At 69.9% G+C, this 17,734-nt stretch carries 14 protein-coding genes; 10 read left to right on the forward strand and 4 right to left on the reverse strand.

Translation table 11 applies throughout. The features are described 5' to 3' along the window. Positions 1-136: 136 nt before the first annotated feature. The gene (gene lexA, locus ACGFU6_RS08865; RefSeq protein ID WP_123462787.1) at positions 137-931 is read right to left on the reverse strand and encodes a transcriptional repressor LexA; all 795 of its coding nucleotides are present in this window, start codon (positions 929-931) and stop codon (positions 137-139) included. 521 nt (positions 932-1,452) lie between these two features. On the opposite strand from lexA, the gene nrdR reads away from it, so the two are divergent. After that, positions 1,453-1,965, forward strand: a complete 513-nt coding sequence (gene nrdR, locus ACGFU6_RS08870) for a transcriptional regulator NrdR (RefSeq protein ID WP_123526939.1) — start codon at positions 1,453-1,455, stop codon at positions 1,963-1,965. Positions 1,966-2,124: 159 nt separating this feature from the next. Beyond that, the gene (locus ACGFU6_RS08875) at positions 2,125-5,031 is read left to right on the forward strand and encodes a vitamin B12-dependent ribonucleotide reductase (RefSeq protein ID WP_393609164.1); all 2,907 of its coding nucleotides are present in this window, start codon (positions 2,125-2,127) and stop codon (positions 5,029-5,031) included. Positions 5,032-5,133: 102 nt separating this feature from the next. On the opposite strand, the gene ACGFU6_RS08880 is transcribed toward ACGFU6_RS08875, so the two are convergent. After that, complete coding sequence (locus ACGFU6_RS08880; protein WP_393609166.1) at positions 5,134-5,670, reverse strand: TerD family protein; 537 nt, start codon at positions 5,668-5,670, stop codon at positions 5,134-5,136. Between the two features lie 238 nt (positions 5,671-5,908). Here ACGFU6_RS08880 and ACGFU6_RS08885 point away from each other — a divergent pair, with 238 nt between their 5' ends. The 4 genes from ACGFU6_RS08885 (at position 5,909) to ACGFU6_RS08900 (ending at position 10,214) form a co-directional block, all read left to right on the forward strand. Next, a complete protein-coding gene (locus ACGFU6_RS08885; protein WP_393609168.1) occupies positions 5,909-6,514 on the forward strand; it encodes a YdbC family protein in 606 nt (201 codons plus the stop codon). 135 nt (positions 6,515-6,649) lie between these two features. Then, entirely contained in the window at positions 6,650-7,309 is a 660-nt protein-coding gene (locus ACGFU6_RS08890) for a histidine phosphatase family protein (protein WP_393609170.1), read from the forward strand. A 10-nt stretch (positions 7,310-7,319) separates the two neighbouring features. Then, positions 7,320-8,216 carry an ADP-ribosylglycohydrolase family protein gene (locus ACGFU6_RS08895; RefSeq protein WP_393609172.1) on the forward strand — a complete coding sequence of 299 codons (897 nt, stop codon included), beginning with the start codon at positions 7,320-7,322 and terminating at the stop codon, positions 8,214-8,216. A 195-nt stretch (positions 8,217-8,411) separates the two neighbouring features. After that, the gene (locus ACGFU6_RS08900) at positions 8,412-10,214 is read left to right on the forward strand and encodes a DUF4153 domain-containing protein (RefSeq protein ID WP_393609173.1); all 1,803 of its coding nucleotides are present in this window, start codon (positions 8,412-8,414) and stop codon (positions 10,212-10,214) included. Positions 10,215-10,310: 96 nt separating this feature from the next. Here the strand turns inward: ACGFU6_RS08900 and ACGFU6_RS08905 are convergent, their stop codons facing one another. After that, positions 10,311-11,864, reverse strand: coding sequence for an MFS transporter (locus ACGFU6_RS08905; protein ID WP_393609175.1), 1,554 nt, complete (start codon positions 11,862-11,864; stop codon positions 10,311-10,313). Between the two features lie 235 nt (positions 11,865-12,099). Between ACGFU6_RS08905 and ACGFU6_RS08910 the strand changes: the two genes are divergently transcribed. The 3 genes from ACGFU6_RS08910 to ACGFU6_RS08920 all read left to right on the forward strand — a co-directional run bounded on the left by ACGFU6_RS08910 (position 12,100) and on the right by ACGFU6_RS08920 (position 14,262). After that, on the forward strand, positions 12,100-12,726 hold the full coding sequence (locus tag ACGFU6_RS08910; protein WP_393609177.1) for a TetR/AcrR family transcriptional regulator: 627 nt from the start codon (positions 12,100-12,102) through the stop codon (positions 12,724-12,726). A 141-nt stretch (positions 12,727-12,867) separates the two neighbouring features. Further along, positions 12,868-13,578 carry a ribonuclease HII gene (locus ACGFU6_RS08915; RefSeq protein WP_393609179.1) on the forward strand — a complete coding sequence of 237 codons (711 nt, stop codon included), beginning with the start codon at positions 12,868-12,870 and terminating at the stop codon, positions 13,576-13,578. Between the two features lie 60 nt (positions 13,579-13,638). Then, positions 13,639-14,262, forward strand: a complete 624-nt coding sequence (locus tag ACGFU6_RS08920; protein WP_393609181.1) for a hypothetical protein — start codon at positions 13,639-13,641, stop codon at positions 14,260-14,262. A gap of 177 nt (positions 14,263-14,439) precedes the next feature. Here the strand turns inward: ACGFU6_RS08920 and ACGFU6_RS08925 are convergent, their stop codons facing one another. After that, positions 14,440-15,069, reverse strand: a complete 630-nt coding sequence (locus ACGFU6_RS08925) for a hypothetical protein (protein ID WP_393609183.1) — start codon at positions 15,067-15,069, stop codon at positions 14,440-14,442. 469 nt (positions 15,070-15,538) lie between these two features. Here ACGFU6_RS08925 and ACGFU6_RS08930 point away from each other — a divergent pair, with 469 nt between their 5' ends. Beyond that, complete coding sequence (locus tag ACGFU6_RS08930; RefSeq protein ID WP_393609185.1) at positions 15,539-17,698, forward strand: RecQ family ATP-dependent DNA helicase; 2,160 nt, start codon at positions 15,539-15,541, stop codon at positions 17,696-17,698. Positions 17,699-17,734: the final 36 nt, after the last annotated feature.

The following is a 17,734-nucleotide window of genomic DNA, read 5'->3' on the forward strand; positions in this document are numbered from 1 at the left end:
ACCCGTCCGAGCCCCGGACACGCGCACGGCCCCCGGACATACGGATGCGCCCCCCTGGACGTACGGATGGGGCTCGGAGATCGGCTGTACCGATCTCCGAGCCCCATCCATGAGCCCCGTCCGTGCGGTGGAGACGTCACACTCGCCGCAGCACCGCCACGACCTTGCCGAGGATGGTCGCCTCGTCGCCGGGAATCGGCTGGTACGCGGAGTTGTGAGGGAGCAGCCAGACATGACCGTCCTCGCGCTTGAAGCGCTTGACCGTGGCCTCGCCCTCCAGCATCGCCGCCACGATGTCGCCGTTCTCCGCGACGGGCTGGCGTCGGACGGTGACCCAGTCCCCGTCGCAGATCGCCGCTTCGATCATCGAGTCACCGACGACCTTGAGAACGAAGAGCTCTCCGTCACCGACCAGCTGGCGGGGGAGCGGAAAGACGTCCTCCACGGATTCCTCGGCGAGGATCGGGCCACCGGCCGCGATCCGGCCGACCAGCGGCACATACGAGGCCGCAGGCTTCCCGGTGGTGTCCGTGGGCTGCGTGCTGGGCTGATCCGAACCGCGCACCTCGTACGCCCGGGGGCGGTGGGGGTCGCGGCGCAGGAAGCCCTTGCGTTCCAGAGCCATCAGCTGGTGCGCGACGGAGGACGTACTGGAAAGGCCCACCGCCTGACCGATCTCCCGCATGGACGGGGGATATCCCCGTCGCTGCACGGAGTCCCGGATGACCTCGATCACTCGCCGCTGGCGGTCCGTGAGCCCCGAGCTGTCCGCCCGGATTCCTGGAGGACGCCCGGGAAGCGAGCGCGCTGGGCGCGCGGGCTCGGGCCCCTCCGTGTTCGTGACTGAGTCATTCATGGCATGCACCGGCTCGAGTCGGCTCTGGGAGCGGTCCTGGGCAGTGATGATGGCACTGTCTGCGGTGGTGGTCACGTCGGCCCCTCTCGAATGGTCTCCCTAGCTGCACAACGGTAGTAGCTTTCGAAAGGTTGCGCCAAACACACGTTCGAGTGAAAAACAAATAAAAGTCTGTTGGGTGTTCGTTGCTGGGTGTATGAGCGAAGCCGGTAGGTGCGTTGCCCGCTGTCGGGTCGAACGGCATTTCGGACTATTACGGTAGCGGCCGCTGTCGCGGAGTTGCCGCGCGGGGTCGCCCCCCGACCCTCCGTGTCCCCCCGGAAGCCGCCGCCCCGCAATCGGTGGCGCCACATGCTTCCCGTACCCTCTTGCTCGGTCGTACGCTGCCTTCCGGCCGCCTTGGACGCGCGACACGCGCTAGGGCCGAATGCGCGGCCAAACCCAAGATCTAGTGGTTGGATTGTCGCGACCACCCAGAAGTTGTGGTCCCCGTCCATCGGGGGTGTGGTCATCGCCTATGCTTGAGACCGCTTCGAGGGCCCGTCACCGGGCCTGAAGAGGCTATTCAGTCGTGCTGTGAAGGAGGGTTGGGAGCCATGCACTGCCCCTTCTGCAGGCACCCCGACAGCCGGGTCGTCGACAGTCGCACCACCGACGACGGGACCTCGATCCGACGGCGTCGCCAGTGCCCCGACTGTTCCCGCCGTTTCACGACGGTGGAGACCTGCTCGCTCATGGTGGTCAAGCGCAGCGGAGTCACCGAGCCCTTCAGTCGCACCAAGGTCATCTCCGGCGTGCGCAAGGCGTGCCAGGGGCGGCCGGTCACCGAGGACGCCCTCGCCAAGCTCGGCCAGCGGGTCGAGGAGGCGGTGCGCGCCACCGGCAGCGCCGAGCTGACCACGCACGATGTGGGCCTGGCCATTCTCGGCCCCCTGCAGGAGCTCGACCTGGTCGCGTACTTGCGGTTCGCGTCCGTGTACCGGGCGTTCAACAGCCTTGAGGACTTCGAGGCCGCCATCGTGGAACTCCGCGAGCGGCAGCCTCCGGTAGAGGAATGCGGGACCGGCGAGACCCTCGAGGTCCCCGTTCCCGCCGTCGCCGCCGACTGAGCGGCGCAGGCCGGCCGCCGCCGGTCCACGGACCGGCGGCCGGGCGGCACACAGACCTGCTCCGGATGCCCCGAGCGGCGTCCGAAGTACCAGACACACACTGTGCCCGGGGAAGTTCTCGGCACTTCAGGGCGTTTTTGCCCACATATGGGAGGCGGCATGACAGAGACGGCGAGCGGCCCGGCACGAGGTTCCCGCAACAAGGGAGCCAAGTCGACTGCGACCAAGCAGGGCCTGCGTATCGAGCGCATCCACACCACCCCCGGCGTGCATCCGTACGACGAGGTCGTGTGGGAGCGCCGTGACGTCGTCATGACCAATTGGCGCGACGGCTCGATCAACTTCGAGCAGCGTGGCGTCGAGTTCCCCGACTTCTGGTCGGTGAACGCGGTCAACATCGTCACCAGTAAGTACTTCCGCGGGGCTGTCGGCACCCCCCAGCGTGAGACCGGTCTGCGACAGCTGATCGACCGGATCGTGAAGACGTACCGCAAGGCCGGCGAGGACTTCGACTACTTCACCTCTCCGGCGGACGCGGAGATCTTCGAGCACGAGCTGGCGTATGCCCTCCTGCACCAGATCTTCAGCTTCAACTCGCCGGTCTGGTTCAACGTGGGCACGCCCCAGCCGCAGCAGGTCTCCGCCTGCTTCATCCTGGCCGTCGACGACTCCATGGAGTCGATCCTCGAGTGGTACAAGGAAGAGGGGATGATCTTCAAGGGCGGTTCCGGCGCAGGCCTGAACCTCTCCCGCATCCGCTCCTCCAAGGAGCTCCTCTCCTCCGGCGGCAACGCCTCCGGCCCGGTCTCCTTCATGCGGGGCGCCGACGCGTCCGCCGGAACGATCAAGTCCGGTGGCGCCACCCGTCGCGCGGCCAAGATGGTCATCCTCGACGTCGACCACCCCGACATCGAGAACTTCATCGAGACCAAGGTGAAGGAGGAGGAGAAGATCCGCGCCCTGCGTGACGCGGGCTTCGACATGGACCTGGGCGGCGACGACATCACGTCCGTCCAGTACCAGAACGCGAACAACTCGGTCCGGGTGAACGACGAGTTCATGAAGGCCGTCGAGGCCGGCGGGAAGTTCGGGCTGCGCGCCCGGATGACCGGTGACGTCATCGAAGAGGTCGAGGCCAAGTCCCTCTTCCGCAAGATGGCCGAGGCCGCCTGGGCCTGTGCCGACCCCGGCATCCAGTACGACGACACGATCAACCAGTGGCACACCTGCCCCGAGTCCGGCCGGATCAACGGCTCGAACCCGTGCAGTGAGTACATGCACCTGGACAACACCTCGTGCAACCTCGCCTCGCTGAACCTGATGAAGTTCCTCAAGGACGACGGCAAGGGCAACCAGTCCTTCGAGTCCGAGCGCTTCGCCAAGGTCGTCGAGCTGGTCATCACCGCGATGGACATCTCCATCTGCTTCGCGGACTTCCCGACCCAGAAGATCGGCGAGAACACCCGCGCCTTCCGTCAGCTGGGCATCGGCTACGCCAACCTCGGCGCCCTGCTGATGGCGACCGGCCACGCGTACGACAGCGACGGCGGCCGCGCGCTCGCCGGCGCCATCACCTCGCTGATGACCGGCACCTCCTACCGTCGCTCCGCGGAGCTGGCGGCGGTCGTCGGCCCGTACGACGGCTACGCCCGTAACGCCGAGCCGCACCAGCGCGTCATGAAGCAGCACTCCGACGCCAACGCGGTGGCCGTCCACGCGGACGACCTCGACAACCAGATCTGGGCCGCCGCCACGGAGGCCTGGCAGGACGTCATCCGCCTCGGCGCGAAGAACGGTTTCCGTAACGCGCAGGCCTCGGTCATCGCGCCCACCGGCACCATCGGTCTCGCGATGTCCTGCGACACCACCGGCCTCGAGCCCGACCTCGCCCTGGTCAAGTTCAAGAAGCTGGTCGGCGGCGGCTCGATGCAGATCGTCAACGGCACCGTGCCGCAGGCGCTGCGCCGCATGGGGTACCAGGAGGAGCAGATCGAGGCGGTCGTCGCCCACATCGCCGAGAACGGCAACGTGATCGACGCGCCCGGCCTGAAGCCCGAGCACTACGAGGTCTTCGACTGCGCGATGGGCGAGCGTTCCATCTCGGCGATGGGCCACGTGCGCATGATGGCGGCCATCCAGCCGTGGATCTCCGGCGCGCTCTCCAAGACGGTGAACCTGCCGGAGACGGCCACCGTCGAGGACGTCGAAGAGGTCTACTTCGAGGCGTGGAAGCTGGGCGTCAAGGCGCTCGCGATCTACCGCGACAACTGCAAGGTCGGCCAGCCCCTCTCCGCGAAGACCAAGGAGAAGGAGAAGGAGGCGGTCACCGCCAAGGCCGAGGACACCATCCGTACCGCGGTCGAGAAGGTCGTCGAGTACCGCCCGGTCCGCAAGCGTCTGCCCAAGGGCCGTCCCGGCATCACCACCTCCTTCACGGTGGGCGGCGCCGAGGGTTACATGACGGCGAACTCCTACCCGGACGACGGTCTCGGTGAGGTCTTCCTGAAGATGTCCAAGCAGGGTTCGACCCTCGCGGGCATGATGGACGCCTTCTCCATCGCCGTCTCGGTCGGTCTGCAGTACGGCGTCCCGCTGGAGACGTACGTCTCGAAGTTCACCAACATGCGCTTCGAGCCGGCCGGTATGACGGACGACCCGGACGTGCGGATGGCGCAGTCGATCGTCGACTACATCTTCCGCCGCCTGGCGCTCGACTTCCTGCCGTTCGAGACCCGCTCGGCGCTCGGCATCCACTCGGCCGACGAGCGTCAGCGCCACCTCGACACCGGTTCGTACGAGGCCTCGATGGACGAGGACGAGCTGGACGTGGAGAGCCTGGCCCAGTCCGCACCCGTGCGGCCGGCCGAACCGCTGAAGGCGGTCGCCCCCGTACGTGAGGCGGAGAAGCCGGACACGAAGACGGCGCACACCTCGGCGGAGCTCGTCGAGATGCAGCTGGGCATCAGCGCCGACGCCCCGCTCTGCTTCTCCTGCGGTACGAAGATGCAGCGCGCCGGATCCTGCTACATCTGCGAGGGCTGCGGCTCGACCAGCGGTTGCAGCTGATCCGGGCGGTATGAGGCACGACGGCTGAGCCGCGGACAGCGGCCGGCCTCGGGGCGGGAAGATCTCTCGGAGGTCTTCCCGCCCCGTCCCGTATCCGGAGGGTTACGCTCCGGACGGGCGGTTCCCCATCGTCGCGGCGAACGAGTCGGCGTCCCCGTCGAAGCCCCGTACCGTGTCGTGGAACTGCCAGGCCCCCGTGGTGTCCCGGACGAACTCGGCGACCACGGCCGCTGTCGCGCCGCCGACCGAGGAGAAGTCGTTCTCGGCCAGAATGTCGTAGCCCTCGCGGACCTGTACGGCGGTGTTCTCAACGGCGTCGAAGGTCTTGTGCCCGTCGCGCTGCTGTATCGCCACACCTACGACGACCCGGGTGTACGACTCCGAGAGCCGGTCCAGCTCCAGGGTCATCACCTCGTCGTACCCCAGCCCCTGACCGGTCCGGCTGTCCCGGTCGAGCGTGATCGTGCCGTCGGGCGCACGGCTGTCGAAGTGGACGAGGTAGGCGGGGCTGCCGAACGGCTCCTCGGTCGAGTAGGTCGCCGCGATGATGTCGAGGTCATTGGGGGAATCGCCCTGAGGGCTGGGATCCCACTTGACCCTCACCTCCACCTTCTCGATGTCCTTGTTGGGCGTGCTCATCGGACTTCCCTCCTTCGCCCGCCGGGCCGTCGCCCCGGCTCTGTCACCAGATCATCTCCGCAACTGTCGGTGAAACCAACCGGCTTGGCCAGGGGCGGCGGAATCGGGCCACCGCGGGAACCGGGCACCCCGGTACGGAATCCGCTGCGGCGGACCGTGCCGACCGCGCCTCGGCCGGTTCCGGCGCACTCCACGAGAGCGTGACCCACGCCACGTCCGGCACCCGTACGATGGGGCTGTGCTGGTCAAGTGGATTCGCTGCAATGTGGTCGACCGTCGCGGTTTCGAGCGGGGGCAGCGCAAATGGGCGGGGCTGCTGGGGGAGCCGGGGTTCAGGGGGCAGGGTGGTGGCTGGAGCCGTGGCCGGCCGGAGGTGGCGCACGTCTTCGCGTTCTGGGAGAACCGGGTCTTCTACGACTCGTTCATGGCACGCGGGCACGACGCCCTGGCCGCCGCGCAGTCGGGTACGTGCAACGACATACAGGTCAAGCTCTTCGAGTACCGCTTCGACGTGAAGACCGGCTTCGAACCCGGTTTCACCGACGCGGACGTGCTCAGGGTGGCGCACAGCAAGGTCCACGAGGACCGGGTCGAGCACTTCGCGCTGATGCAGCAGCGGGTGTGGAATCCGGCGATGGCCGGGTCGCCCGGGATGCTGCGAGGCGTCTTCGGAGAGGCGCCGGGGCACGAGTTCCTGGTGCTCTCCATGTGGCAGTCGAGCGCCGAACGCGGCAAGTACCGCGCGGGCAGTGTCGACCGGCTCGCGCAGCGTGCCCAGACCGAGGACGATGTCGCGGCGCTCTCCGGTGACGTCGTGCAGCTCGAACCGTCGTGGACGGTGTGAGCGGACCCGGCGCCCGAGCGAGCTGCTTCCGTTCCGCGCGACGGTAGTCACCGGTCACTCACGATTCATCCGGCGGCCGGGATCCGGCCGATCGCTCGAACGCGGCGACCGGGGGACAGCGCTTAGGGTCGGTACATGGCAAGACCGCAACGCATTGTCCTCGTCCGCCACGGCGAGTCCGAGGGAAATGCCGATGACACGGTGTACGAACGTGAGCCCGACCATGCGCTCAGGCTCACCTCGACAGGGCTGCGGCAGGCGCGCGAGACCGGGGTGGGGCTGCGCGAGCTCTTCGACGGCGAGCAGGTCAGCGTGTATGTCTCGCCCTACCGCCGGACGCACGAGACGTTCAGGTCCTTCGGCCTCGACCTCGAACGCGTGCGGGTGCGCGAGGAGCCGCGGCTGCGCGAGCAGGACTGGGGAAACTGGCAGGAACGGGACGACGTCAGGCTGCAGAAGGCGTACCGGGATGCCTACGGACACTTCTTCTACCGCTTCGCGCAGGGCGAGTCCGGGGCCGATGTGTACGACCGGGTGGGAGCCTTCCTGGAGAGCCTGCACCGGAGTTTCGAGGCCCCCGACCACCCGCCGAACGTCCTGCTGGTCACACACGGTCTGACCATGCGGCTGTTCTGCATGCGCTGGTTCCACTGGTCCGTGGCCGAATTCGAATCTCTCTCGAATCCCTGCAACGGGGAATCCCGGACGCTGGTGCTGGGAGAGGACGGGCGCTACACACTTGACCGGCCGTTCGAGCGCTGGCGTACCCCTGAGCCGTACGGCATCACCGGATAGAGTGGAACCGATGACCGAATCGGCTTCCGACCAGCGCTTCGAACGCGCCCTTGCCAGCCTGCGCGGCCTCTCCGTGGGAGACGCCCTGGGCTCACAGTTCTTTGTGCCCGCCAACTATCCGCTCCTGAAGGACCGCTCCCTGCCCCCGGGGCCATGGCAGTGGACCGACGACACGGAAATGGCCTGTTCGGTCGTGTCCGTGCTCGCGGAGCACGACCGTATCGATCAGGACGCGCTCGCCAGGTCCTTCGCGGTGCACCACGATTTCGACCGAGGCTACGGTCCCGCCGTGAACCGCCTGCTCAGGCTGGTCCGGGAGGGCGGGGACTGGCGCCGGCTGGCCTCCGCGCTGTTCAACGGCCAGGGTTCCTGGGGCAACGGCTCGTCGATGCGCATCGCCCCGCTCGGTGCCTGGTACGCGGACGACCCCGAGCAGGCCACGCACCAGGCCGAGATCTCCTCGTACCCGACCCACCAGCACCGGGAAGCGGTCGTGGGCGCCATGGCCGTGGCGGCGGCCGCCTCGCTCGCCGCGTCGCCCACCGGCCCGCCGAAGCCGGCCGACCTTCTCGACGGCGTCATCGCGCTCGTACCGCGCAGCGCGGTCGGCGCGGGGCTGCGCCGGGCCCGCGACATGCTCGACTACCGCGACGCCGGCACGGTCGCCGCGGTCCTCGGCAACGGCCGTCGTACCAGCGCGCACGACACCGTCCCCTTCGCCCTCTGGTCCGCGGCCCGCAGCCTCGGCGATTTCGAGGAGGCCTTCTGGGTGACCGCGCAGGCGGGCGGGGACGTGGACACGACCTGCGCGATCGTCGGCGGGGTGGTCGCGGCGGGCGCGGCCGGTGCGCCACCGGCGGACTGGACCGCGAAGACGGAGCGCCTGCCCGACTGGACGGCTCGGTAGCAGCGGCGCGCCGCACCCGACTGTCACGGTACTGCCACAGCGATTCCCCATTCGGCCGACGACGGTAACGGGGGGTTACTCTTTCGGCCACGCCGCCCTCGGTGATCATTACGACGGGCGCGCACCGAAAGAGACGCCGGGGGGCCGCGCGCTGCCCAGGGCTCGCGCGGGCGGACCTCGGTGGGGAGGGGTCCCATGTCCGATCACAGATCTGAATCGTCCCGGCCCGAGCGCGTGCCGGGACCGGCGGAGCCGGCGGATCCGCCCGGACCGGCCGGGGCGAGATCGCCCGAGCCGGTCCCGGCCGGGGTACGGATGTCCAAGCCCGTACCCGCGCCCGCGCAGTCCGGCACGCCGGGCCCCGCCGTGCCGGAGCCGCCCGAGGTGCCGGCCTACGCGCGGCAGCCGCATCCGCGGCAGCCGCCCTCGCCCTCGGGACGTGCCGGGCGGCAGTCGTCCTCGGAACTCACGAAGATCCGCCCGGCCGCACCCGGGGTCATCCCGGCGGCCACGCTCTGGTCCGTGCTGGCCACGGCGCTGCTCAGTGCCCTGCTGCTCGGCGACGGGATCGGACTGAATCTGCTCCTCGTGGCGGTGCCCGCGGCACTCGCGGCGTACTTCGCCGCACAGGCGGCCGGTCGCCGGCTGCGTCCGTGGACCGCCGTCTGGGCCGTCGGCGGCCTCTCGCTCCTCGCGGTCCCGGCCCTCCGCGACGCCGGCTGGCCGGTCTTCCTCGCCGTCGTGTCCGCCGTGGCGGTGAGTTCGCTCGCACTGCACGGCAGCCGGGGCTGGCTCGGGATCTTCCTCGGGTCGCTGGGACTCCTCACCTCCGTCGCCGGATCGCTGGGCTGGGGAGCCCACGGGGTACGCGACCGGATGGCCGACTCCCGTGGGCGCTGGGGCGTCGCGTTCCGCTCCACGGTCGCCGCCGTCGTGCTGCTCATCGTGTTCGGGGCGCTCTTCGCGAGCGCCGATGCCGCGTTCGCCGACGTACTGGGGAGCCTGATCCCCGATGTGTCCCTGGGCGAGGGCCCGTGGCGGCTGTTCCTCGGCGTGATCGGACTCGTGGGTGCGCTCGCGGCCGCCTACACCGCCGCCGCGCCGGTGCGGTGGGACGCGCTGGCCGTACCCCCGGGGCCGGCACGCGGCCGGCTGGAGTGGGCGCTCCCGCTGATCGTCCTGAACCTGCTCTTCGCCGGCTTCCTCGCCATCCAGCTCACGGTGCTGCTCGGCGGCTACGACAAGGTGATGGCCGAGACCCGTCTCAGCTATGCGCAGTACGCCCGTGAGGGCTTCTGGCAACTGCTCTGGGCCACCGTTCTCACACTGCTCGTCATCGCCCTCGCGCTGCGCTGGGCACCGCGCGGCGGAGCACGCGACCGTACGCTCGTGCGGTCCGTGCTCGGCACGTTGTGCCTGCTCACCCTCGTCGTCGTCGCTTCCGCGCTCCGGCGCCTGGATCTGTATGTCGATGCCTACGGTCTGACCCGGCTGCGCATCTCCGTGGCGGCGGTGGAGCTCTGGCTCGGCGTGGTCCTCCTGCTGATCATGGCGGCCGGGGTGTTCGGCGCGAAGATGCTTCCGCGCGGCGTCGCGGTGAGTGCGGCCGTCGGCGTCCTGGCCTTCGGGCTGGCCTCACCGGACGGCTTGATCGCCGAGCAGAACGTCCAGCGGTACCGCGATGACCACTCGATCGACATCCAGTACCTCCGCGGCCTCTCCGCCGACGCGGTGCCGGCCCTGGACACGTTGCCGGAGCCGCTGCGTTCGTGCGCCCTCGACGAGATCCAGCGGACGCTGCGTGACTCGGACGCCCCCTGGTACGCGACGAGCTGGGGCGAGGCGCGGGCCCGGGACATCCTCGGCGACTGGGATCCCGGAGCGCGGGTCCGGAACTGCCAGGAGCTCGGGTCGGGCGATCAGGGGAACGACCGGGGCGGCGACGGCAACGGCGGGGCCGGCGGCGGTGACTCGTACGATCCGTACGACCCCTACTGATCTGACCGCCTGACCGGTTGAAGGGCCGACGGGAGCCGGACACACCGTCCGCACGGACGGTGTGTCCGGTACGTCTGTCCGCACGGCGGCCGCGCGTTACGCGGCCGGCCCTCCCGCCGAGGCCTTCCCGCTCAGCGCGTCCAGGTCGCTCTTGCGTACCCGGATCACCAGGGCCGCGGTCAGCAGGGCGAGGGCCGCCATGGCCACCGCCGCCATGAACGCGGTCGAGATGCCCTGGGCGAGTACCTGGTGCCCCCAGCTCCCCGGCAGCTCCCGGGTCCTGGCGAACTCCGCCTTCTGACCGGGCGAGGCCTTCGCCAGGAACTGCGGAACCTGCTTCTCCGCCTCGTTGCGGCTCGCCGTGCCGAAGACGGTGACCAGGATCGAGAGCCCCAGCGAACCACCCACCTGCTGGCTCGCGTTGAGCAGGCTGGACGCCGCCCCCGCCTCGTGCTGGGCGACGCCGGAGACCGCGGTGAGGGTGAGCGTCACGAAGTTCAGCCCCATGCCGACGCCGAAGAGCAGCATCGGTCCCAGTACCCCGGCCACGTAGGAGCTGTCGGAGGATATGAACGTGAGCCAGCCGAGGCCCAGACCGGTGAGCGCCGCGCCGGTGACCATGAAGGGCTTCGGTCCGAGCACCGGAAGCAGCCGCTGCGAGACCCCGGCCCCGGCGGCGATCGCGACTGCTACGGGCAGGAACGCCAGGCCGGATTCGATCGGGGTGTAGGCCAGGACGTTCTGCACGAACAGCACGATGAAGAAGAACATGCCGAGCATGGCGGCGGCCAGGCTGAGCATGATGACGTACGTTCCGGAGCGGTTGCGGTCGGCGAACATCCGCAGTGGCGTGATCGGCTCCTTCGCGCGCATCTCGATGAGGACGAACGCGGCGAGCAGCACCACCGCGGCGCCGAACGAACCCAGCGTGAGGGAGTCGCTCCAGCCCGCCTCGGACGCCCGGATGAACCCGTACACGAGCGAGGCCATGCCGAGGGTCGAGGTCAGGGCTCCCGAGATGTCGAAGCGGCCCGGGTGCCTGTGCGACTCGTTGATGTACAGCGGGGCCAGTGCGGCGATCAGGATGCCGATCGGCACGTTGACGAAGAAGACCCAGCGCCAGTCCAGCCATTCGGTGAGCATTCCGCCCGCCAGCAGGCCGATCGCGCCGCCACCCGCCGAAACGGCGGCGAACACGCCGAAGGCGCGGTTGCGCTCCGGGCCCTCCGGGAACGTGGTGGTGATGAGGGCGAGCGAGGTCGGTGAGGCGATGGCGCCGCCGACGCCCTGGAGCGCGCGGGCCGCGAGCAACTGCCAGGGCTCCTGGGCGAATCCACCGAGCAGCGAGGCCAGGGTGAAGAGCAGGATGCCCGCCATGAAGACCCGGCGGCGGCCGAGGATGTCCCCGGCACGGCCGCCGAGCAGCAGCAGCCCGCCGAAGGTGAGTGTGTAGGCGCTGAGGACCCAGGAGAGGTCGGTGGTCGAGAAGCTCAGGGCGTTCTGGATGTGTGGGAGTGCGATGTTGACGATCGTGGCATCGAGCACAACCATCAACTGACAGGCGGCGATGACGGTCAGGGCGATCCCCGGGCGGCCCTGCCGGCGTGCCGGGCTCGGTGCGTCCTGAATCTCTAACTGAGAGGTTGTCACTATGGTTCCCCCACAAGTGAATTAGTGAACGGATCCGTTCACTGTCCTGGCAACGGTAGTGAGTCCCCTTCAGTGAACGCAAGCGTTCACTGAACCCACTGTTGCCCGGTCATGTCCGGATCCGCCGTCCCGGCCGGGGACCGCCCGGTCCCGTCCGGCCTGCGTGCCGCCCTGTTCCGCCGTGCCCGTCCGGCCGGTGCGGGTGCGGCGAACCCGTTTCGATGGAGAGAAGCCCATGGACAGTTCGCGATCGGCAGCCGCCGCTCGGCCGCCGGTGGTGTCCCTTCGCCGCCGGGGATCCGTGCTGGAGCGCGCGATTCTCGAAGCCGCCCTGGAGCGGCTGAGCACGGTCGGCTGGAACGGGCTCACGATGGAGGGAGTCGCCGCGGGTGCCCAGACCGGGAAGGCGGCGATCTACCGGCGATGGCCCTCCAAGGAGGATCTGGTCGCCGACGCGTTGCGCCGTGCGCTTCCGGCGATGGGTGAGGCGCCCGACTCCGGCAACATCCGTGACGACCTCTATCAGCTGTGCCGGACGCTGCGGGACGGCATGCTCTCCAAGTCCGGCGCCGCGCTGCGGTCGGTCCTTCACGAATGTGACGCGAGTACGGCCGAACGTTTCCAGTCGGTGATCCTCAACGGCGTGATCACGCCGTCGACCGAACTCATCAGGGAAGTGGTGAGCCGTGGGGTCGACCGGGGCGAGGTCCGATCCGACGCCTTGCGGGGGATGGCCTTCGACGTGATCCCCGCGATGATGATGTATCGGAGCAAGGTGTGCGGCAGCGAATGGAGCGACGGTGACATCGCCGAGTTGATCGATCAGGTCGCGATGCCGTTCTTCCGCTCCGGCGCCCGCTGACCCTCCTCGCCGCAGGCGGTCCGGGGCGCCTCCCCGCGACTGCGTCGTGACCTGTCCTCCGGTGCGGCAGCGGACGGCGGCGGCAGGCATGTGCCCCCGGGGTGTTCCCGGCCGCCGCATCGGCGTACGCTTGCTGGCGCCATGCCGTATGAACCACCCACGCACACCGTCGAGCGCTCGCTGCGCGCCACCACCGGTGCCAGGACCGTCGCAGGTGTCGACGAGGTCGGGCGCGGAGCGTGGGCGGGTCCGGTCACCGTGTGTGCCGCCGTCACCGGTCTCCGCAAGCCGCCCGCCGGGCTCACCGACTCCAAGCTGATCAGCCCCAGGCGCCGCGCGGAACTCGCGCCGTTGCTGGAGGGGTGGGTCACCGCGTTCGGTCTCGGCGACGCCTCACCGCAGGAGATCGACGAGCTCGGGATGACCGCCGCTCTGCGGCTCGCGGCCGTCCGTGCCCTGGAAGCGCTGCCGGTACGTCCGGACGCGGTGATCCTCGACGGCAAGCACGACTACCTGGGCTCGCCCTGGCAGGTCCGTACCGTCATCAAGGGCGATCAGTCCTGTGTGGCGGTGGCGGCGGCCTCGGTGATCGCGAAGGTCCGCAGGGACGCGATGATGGCCGAACTCGGCGCGGAATCCGGTGAGTACGAGGACTTCGCGTTCGGTGCCAATGCCGGCTATCCGTCCCCCGTACACAGGGCCGCACTGGAGGAGCGGGGCCCCACGGCCCATCACCGCCTCTCGTGGTCCTACCTGGACGCGCTGCCCAGGTGGCAGCACCTCAAGAAGGTCCGCTTCTCCGCCGAGGCGGCCGCACTGGAAAGCGGGGGCCAGCTCGGCTTCGACTTCTGATCGCACACACGTACCCACCCGCTGATGTCTTGTGCGTCAGCGTTTGATAGACAATCACCCATGCCTCTCATCCCCGAGGAGCCTCAGATTCACGAGAGCGCCCAGGGTCCCCGCGTCACTCCGGCCACCGGCCGCACCGCGTCGACCCCTCGTCCCGTACCCGGCCCGCGTACAGCGGCCACGCCGCGCCCCGGTCGTCCGGGTCCCGGCCCCGCGAGGCCCGCGCCGCAGGCGCAGCGCCCGCACCCCACTCCCGCAGTCCGGCCCCAGGCCGCCGCGCCGGAGAATCGTTCCGCACCGCAGCTCCGGCTGATCCCCGCCCCGGCCGACGGCGCGCTCGCCGCCGCCGACGAGGCGGTCGACCTGCTGCTCGACTCAGGTCGGGCTCCCGGCGACATCCTGGTGCTCACCACGGCTGAGCAGCACCCGTGGGCGACGCACGAACTGTCCTTCGGCGAGGCCGCCTACTGGGCTCAGCACGAAGCCGGCGACGACGTGTTCTTCGCCGGAGCCGCAGCCGCTGACCGGGTGAAGCCCCGGCCGGTGGTGATCGTCGCGGTCAACGGTGCCGTCGATGACGCCGCCACTCGCGCGCTGACCACCGCGCGGCAGAACGCCGGAGCCCTCCTGATCGTCTGCGGTGACCCGCAGCCGGTCAACGCGGCGCTCGGCGCGAGCGTCTGACCGCAGCGCCGGCGCGAACCCGTGCTGTCGCGGCCTGTTGATCACGCGTGTCGTGATGCCGCGGTCTGTCGGTGACGGCGGCCGTGGTGACGCGGTCGGTCCGTGACCGGGCCCGCGGCGAACGGCCCCTGTGGTGACCCGGCTGCCCGAGAGGGCGGCCGGGGTCCACGGCCGGGGTCAGCGGGCCGCGCTGCGGTGCAGGGCCTGGGCGGCCCCGCCGCCGGTGCGCGACGGGGCCGGATCCTGGTCCGGTGCGGTGTCCGCGAGAGCGGTCGGGCGGGAGGTGGAGCTGGGGTGGCGTCCGCCCCGGCCCTCGCCCAGCACCTGCCAGCCGCCGGTGGTCAGCGTGATGTAGGCGCCGCACCTCAGGCCGTGCAGGGTGCAGGCATCCCGCAGCCCCCACATCCACGCCCCGTCCTCCTCCGTCCAGCGCTCGTCCCCCTCGCGGCAGTAGAGAAGCACCGCCGTACGGACGGGGGTACGGCGGCGGAGATCGTGCGGGATGACCCGGCGCAGGTGTGCCAGCAGTGAGTTACGGAATTCCCAGCCGTCAGCCGTCACCGAGCGGCGGGCGAACGAGGCGCTGGCCGTCAGGCGTTCCTCGTGGTCGAGCACGGCTACGACGGCGGTCGCCGGAGTCGGACGGTGTCTCGCGTGCAGGCCGCTGACGACCTCACGCGGGCTGCGCAGCAGCGGTATGCCCGCCGCGGCCCACTCGGCCGGTTCGAGTATCCGGGCAAGCCGGTTGGCGGAGTCGGCGGCTGCCGACATCGAAGTGGCTGCGGACGGAGCGAATCCGAAGGTCACGGTCCTCCCTTCGCATACGCGCCCACGATGCGGGCAGGGTCGGGTGAGGGCGCGCCGCGGCACAGCCCTTCCGGGCCGCGAAAGAACTGTGCGGGGAGCGAGTCCAATTCTCCCTGGCGTATCGGCAGGCGGCAACGAGCAATTGGGGCAGCTGACGGTAATCAGCTGGAATGACACGGATATCCCTGCCCAGTCGGGCCCCGGATGACGCCACCTGTCACGCCTGAACCAGCGAGGACCAGCAGAAACACCGCGTCAGCTCCAGGCCCACGACGAACGTCCCGTGCGGCGCCCGGACGCGATGCGCGCTGCCGGCCGGGGGCATCCGGATTCCGTCGGCCTCCGGTGCGCGGCGTTGAGGGCCGGGCCCCGGCGCCCTCGATTCACGCAGCGAGGCGCACCCTTCGTGATTTTCCCGTCACGGTGGGTGGATTCGCTGATTGTCAGTGCCATCGGGTTGCATGGGGGTATGGACGCACTGGAGCTACGCACCGAAGCCGACGCCATCCTCGCCGAGCTGATCGGCGCCCCGGGAAGTTCGGCGCGGTTGCGGGAGGACCAGTGGCAGGCGGTGGCGGCCCTGGTGGAGGAGCGGCGTCGCGCGCTTGTGGTGCAGCGCACCGGTTGGGGCAAGTCGGCTGTGTACTTCGTGGCCACCGCGCTGTTGCGCCGGAGCGGGGCAGGCCCGACGGTGATCATTTCCCCGCTGCTGGCGTTGATGCGCAACCAGGTCGAGTCGGCGGCGCGGGCGGGTATCCGGGCGCGCACCATCAACTCGGCCAATCCCGAGGAGTGGGAAACGATCTACGGAGAGGTGGAGCGCGGCGAGACCGACGTTCTGCTCGTGAGTCCGGAACGCCTCAACTCGGTGGACTTCCGCGATCAGGTACTGCCGAAACTCGCGGCGACGACTGGTCTGCTGGTCGTCGATGAAGCGCACTGCATCTCCGACTGGGGTCACGACTTCCGCCCGGACTACCGTCGGCTGCGCACCATGCTCGCGGAGTTGCCTGCGGGGGTTCCGGTGCTGGCCACGACGGCGACCGCGAACGCGCGGGTGACGGCGGATGTGGCGGAGCAGCTGGGCACGGGGGGCGGGGACGCTCTGGTTCTGCGTGGCCCGCTGGACCGGGAGAGCCTGCGGCTGGGCGTGCTGGAGTTGCCGAATGCCGCACATCGGCTGGCGTGGCTGGGGGAGCGGCTGGGAGATCTGCAGGGGTCGGGGATCATCTACACGCTGACGGTTTCCGCGGCGGAGGAGGTCGCCGCGTTCTTGCGGCAGTGCGGATATCCGGTGGCCTCCTATACGGGCAAGACGGAGAACGCCGAGCGGCTGCAGGCGGAGGAGGATCTGCTGGCGAACCGGGTGAAGGCCCTGGTCGCCACGTCCGCGCTCGGGATGGGCTTCGACAAGCCGGACCTCGGTTTCGTGGTGCACCTGGGGTCACCGTCGTCTCCGATCGCCTACTACCAGCAGGTGGGGCGCGCGGGGCGTGGTGTGGACCATGCGGATGTGCTGTTGCTGCCGGGCAAGGAGGACGAGGCGATCTGGGCGTACTTCGCCTCGGTCGGTTTCCCGCCCGAGGAGCAGGTGCGACGCACGCTGTCGGTGCTGGAGGAGGCGGGTCGTCCGTTGTCGCTGCCGGCGCTGGAGCCGTTGGTGGATCTTCGGCGTTCGCGTCTGGAGACGATGCTGAAGGTCCTGGACGTGGACGGGGCGGTCAAGCGGGTCAAGGGCGGCTGGACGTCCACAGGGCAGCCGTGGGCGTACGACGCGGAACGGTACGCCTGGGTTGCGAAGCAGCGGGCTGCGGAGCAGCAGGCGATGCGGGACTACGTGGCCACCACTGGGTGCCGGATGGAGTTCCTGCAGCGGCAGCTCGACGACGAGAAAGCGGTGCCGTGCGGTCGCTGTGACAGGTGCGCCGGTCCTTGGCTGGACCCCGCTGTCTCTTCCGCCGCCCTGGCGACGGCGACGGGCGAGCTGGACCGGCCCGGGGTCGAGGTCGAGCCCCGCAAGATGTGGCCGACCGGCCTCGCCTCGGTCGGCATGGACCTCAAGGGCCGTATCCCCGCAGCGCAGCAGGCAGTCACCGGGCGTGCGCTGGGCAGGCTGTCGGACATCGGCTGGGGCAACCGCCTGCGGCCACTCCTGTCGGCGCAGGCAGCCGATGGGCAGGTTCCTGACGACGTGCTGAATGCCGTCGTCACGGTGCTGGCGGACTGGGCCCGCTCCCCGGGTGGCTGGGCGAGCGGCTCTCCTGACGCGGTGGCGCGGCCCGTGGGAGTTGTCGCCATGCCGTCCCGCACCCGCCCGCAGCTGGTCGGCTCGCTGGCCGAGGGCGTGGCCCGGGTCGGCAGACTCCCGCTTCTGGGCAGTCTGGCGTACACCCCGAACGCCGATGAGTATGCGGCGCACCGCAGCAACTCCGCCCAGCGGCTGCGGGCCCTGGGCGACTCTTTCGCCGTGCCCGCGGAACTCGCCGCCGCCCTGGTCGCCACCCCCGGCCCGGTCCTGCTCGTCGACGACTACACCGACTCCGGCTGGACCTTGGCCGTTGGCGCACGTCTTCTGCGCCAGGCCGGCGCGGCCCAGGTGCTGCCGCTCGTCCTCGCTCAGGCCGGGTAGCTTCAACCATCCTTGTGCCGGTCCGGGACCTGGGGC

This window comes from Streptomyces sp. NPDC048462 (assembly GCF_043200175.1).
Taxonomy (GTDB): domain Bacteria; phylum Actinomycetota; class Actinomycetes; order Streptomycetales; family Streptomycetaceae; genus Streptomyces.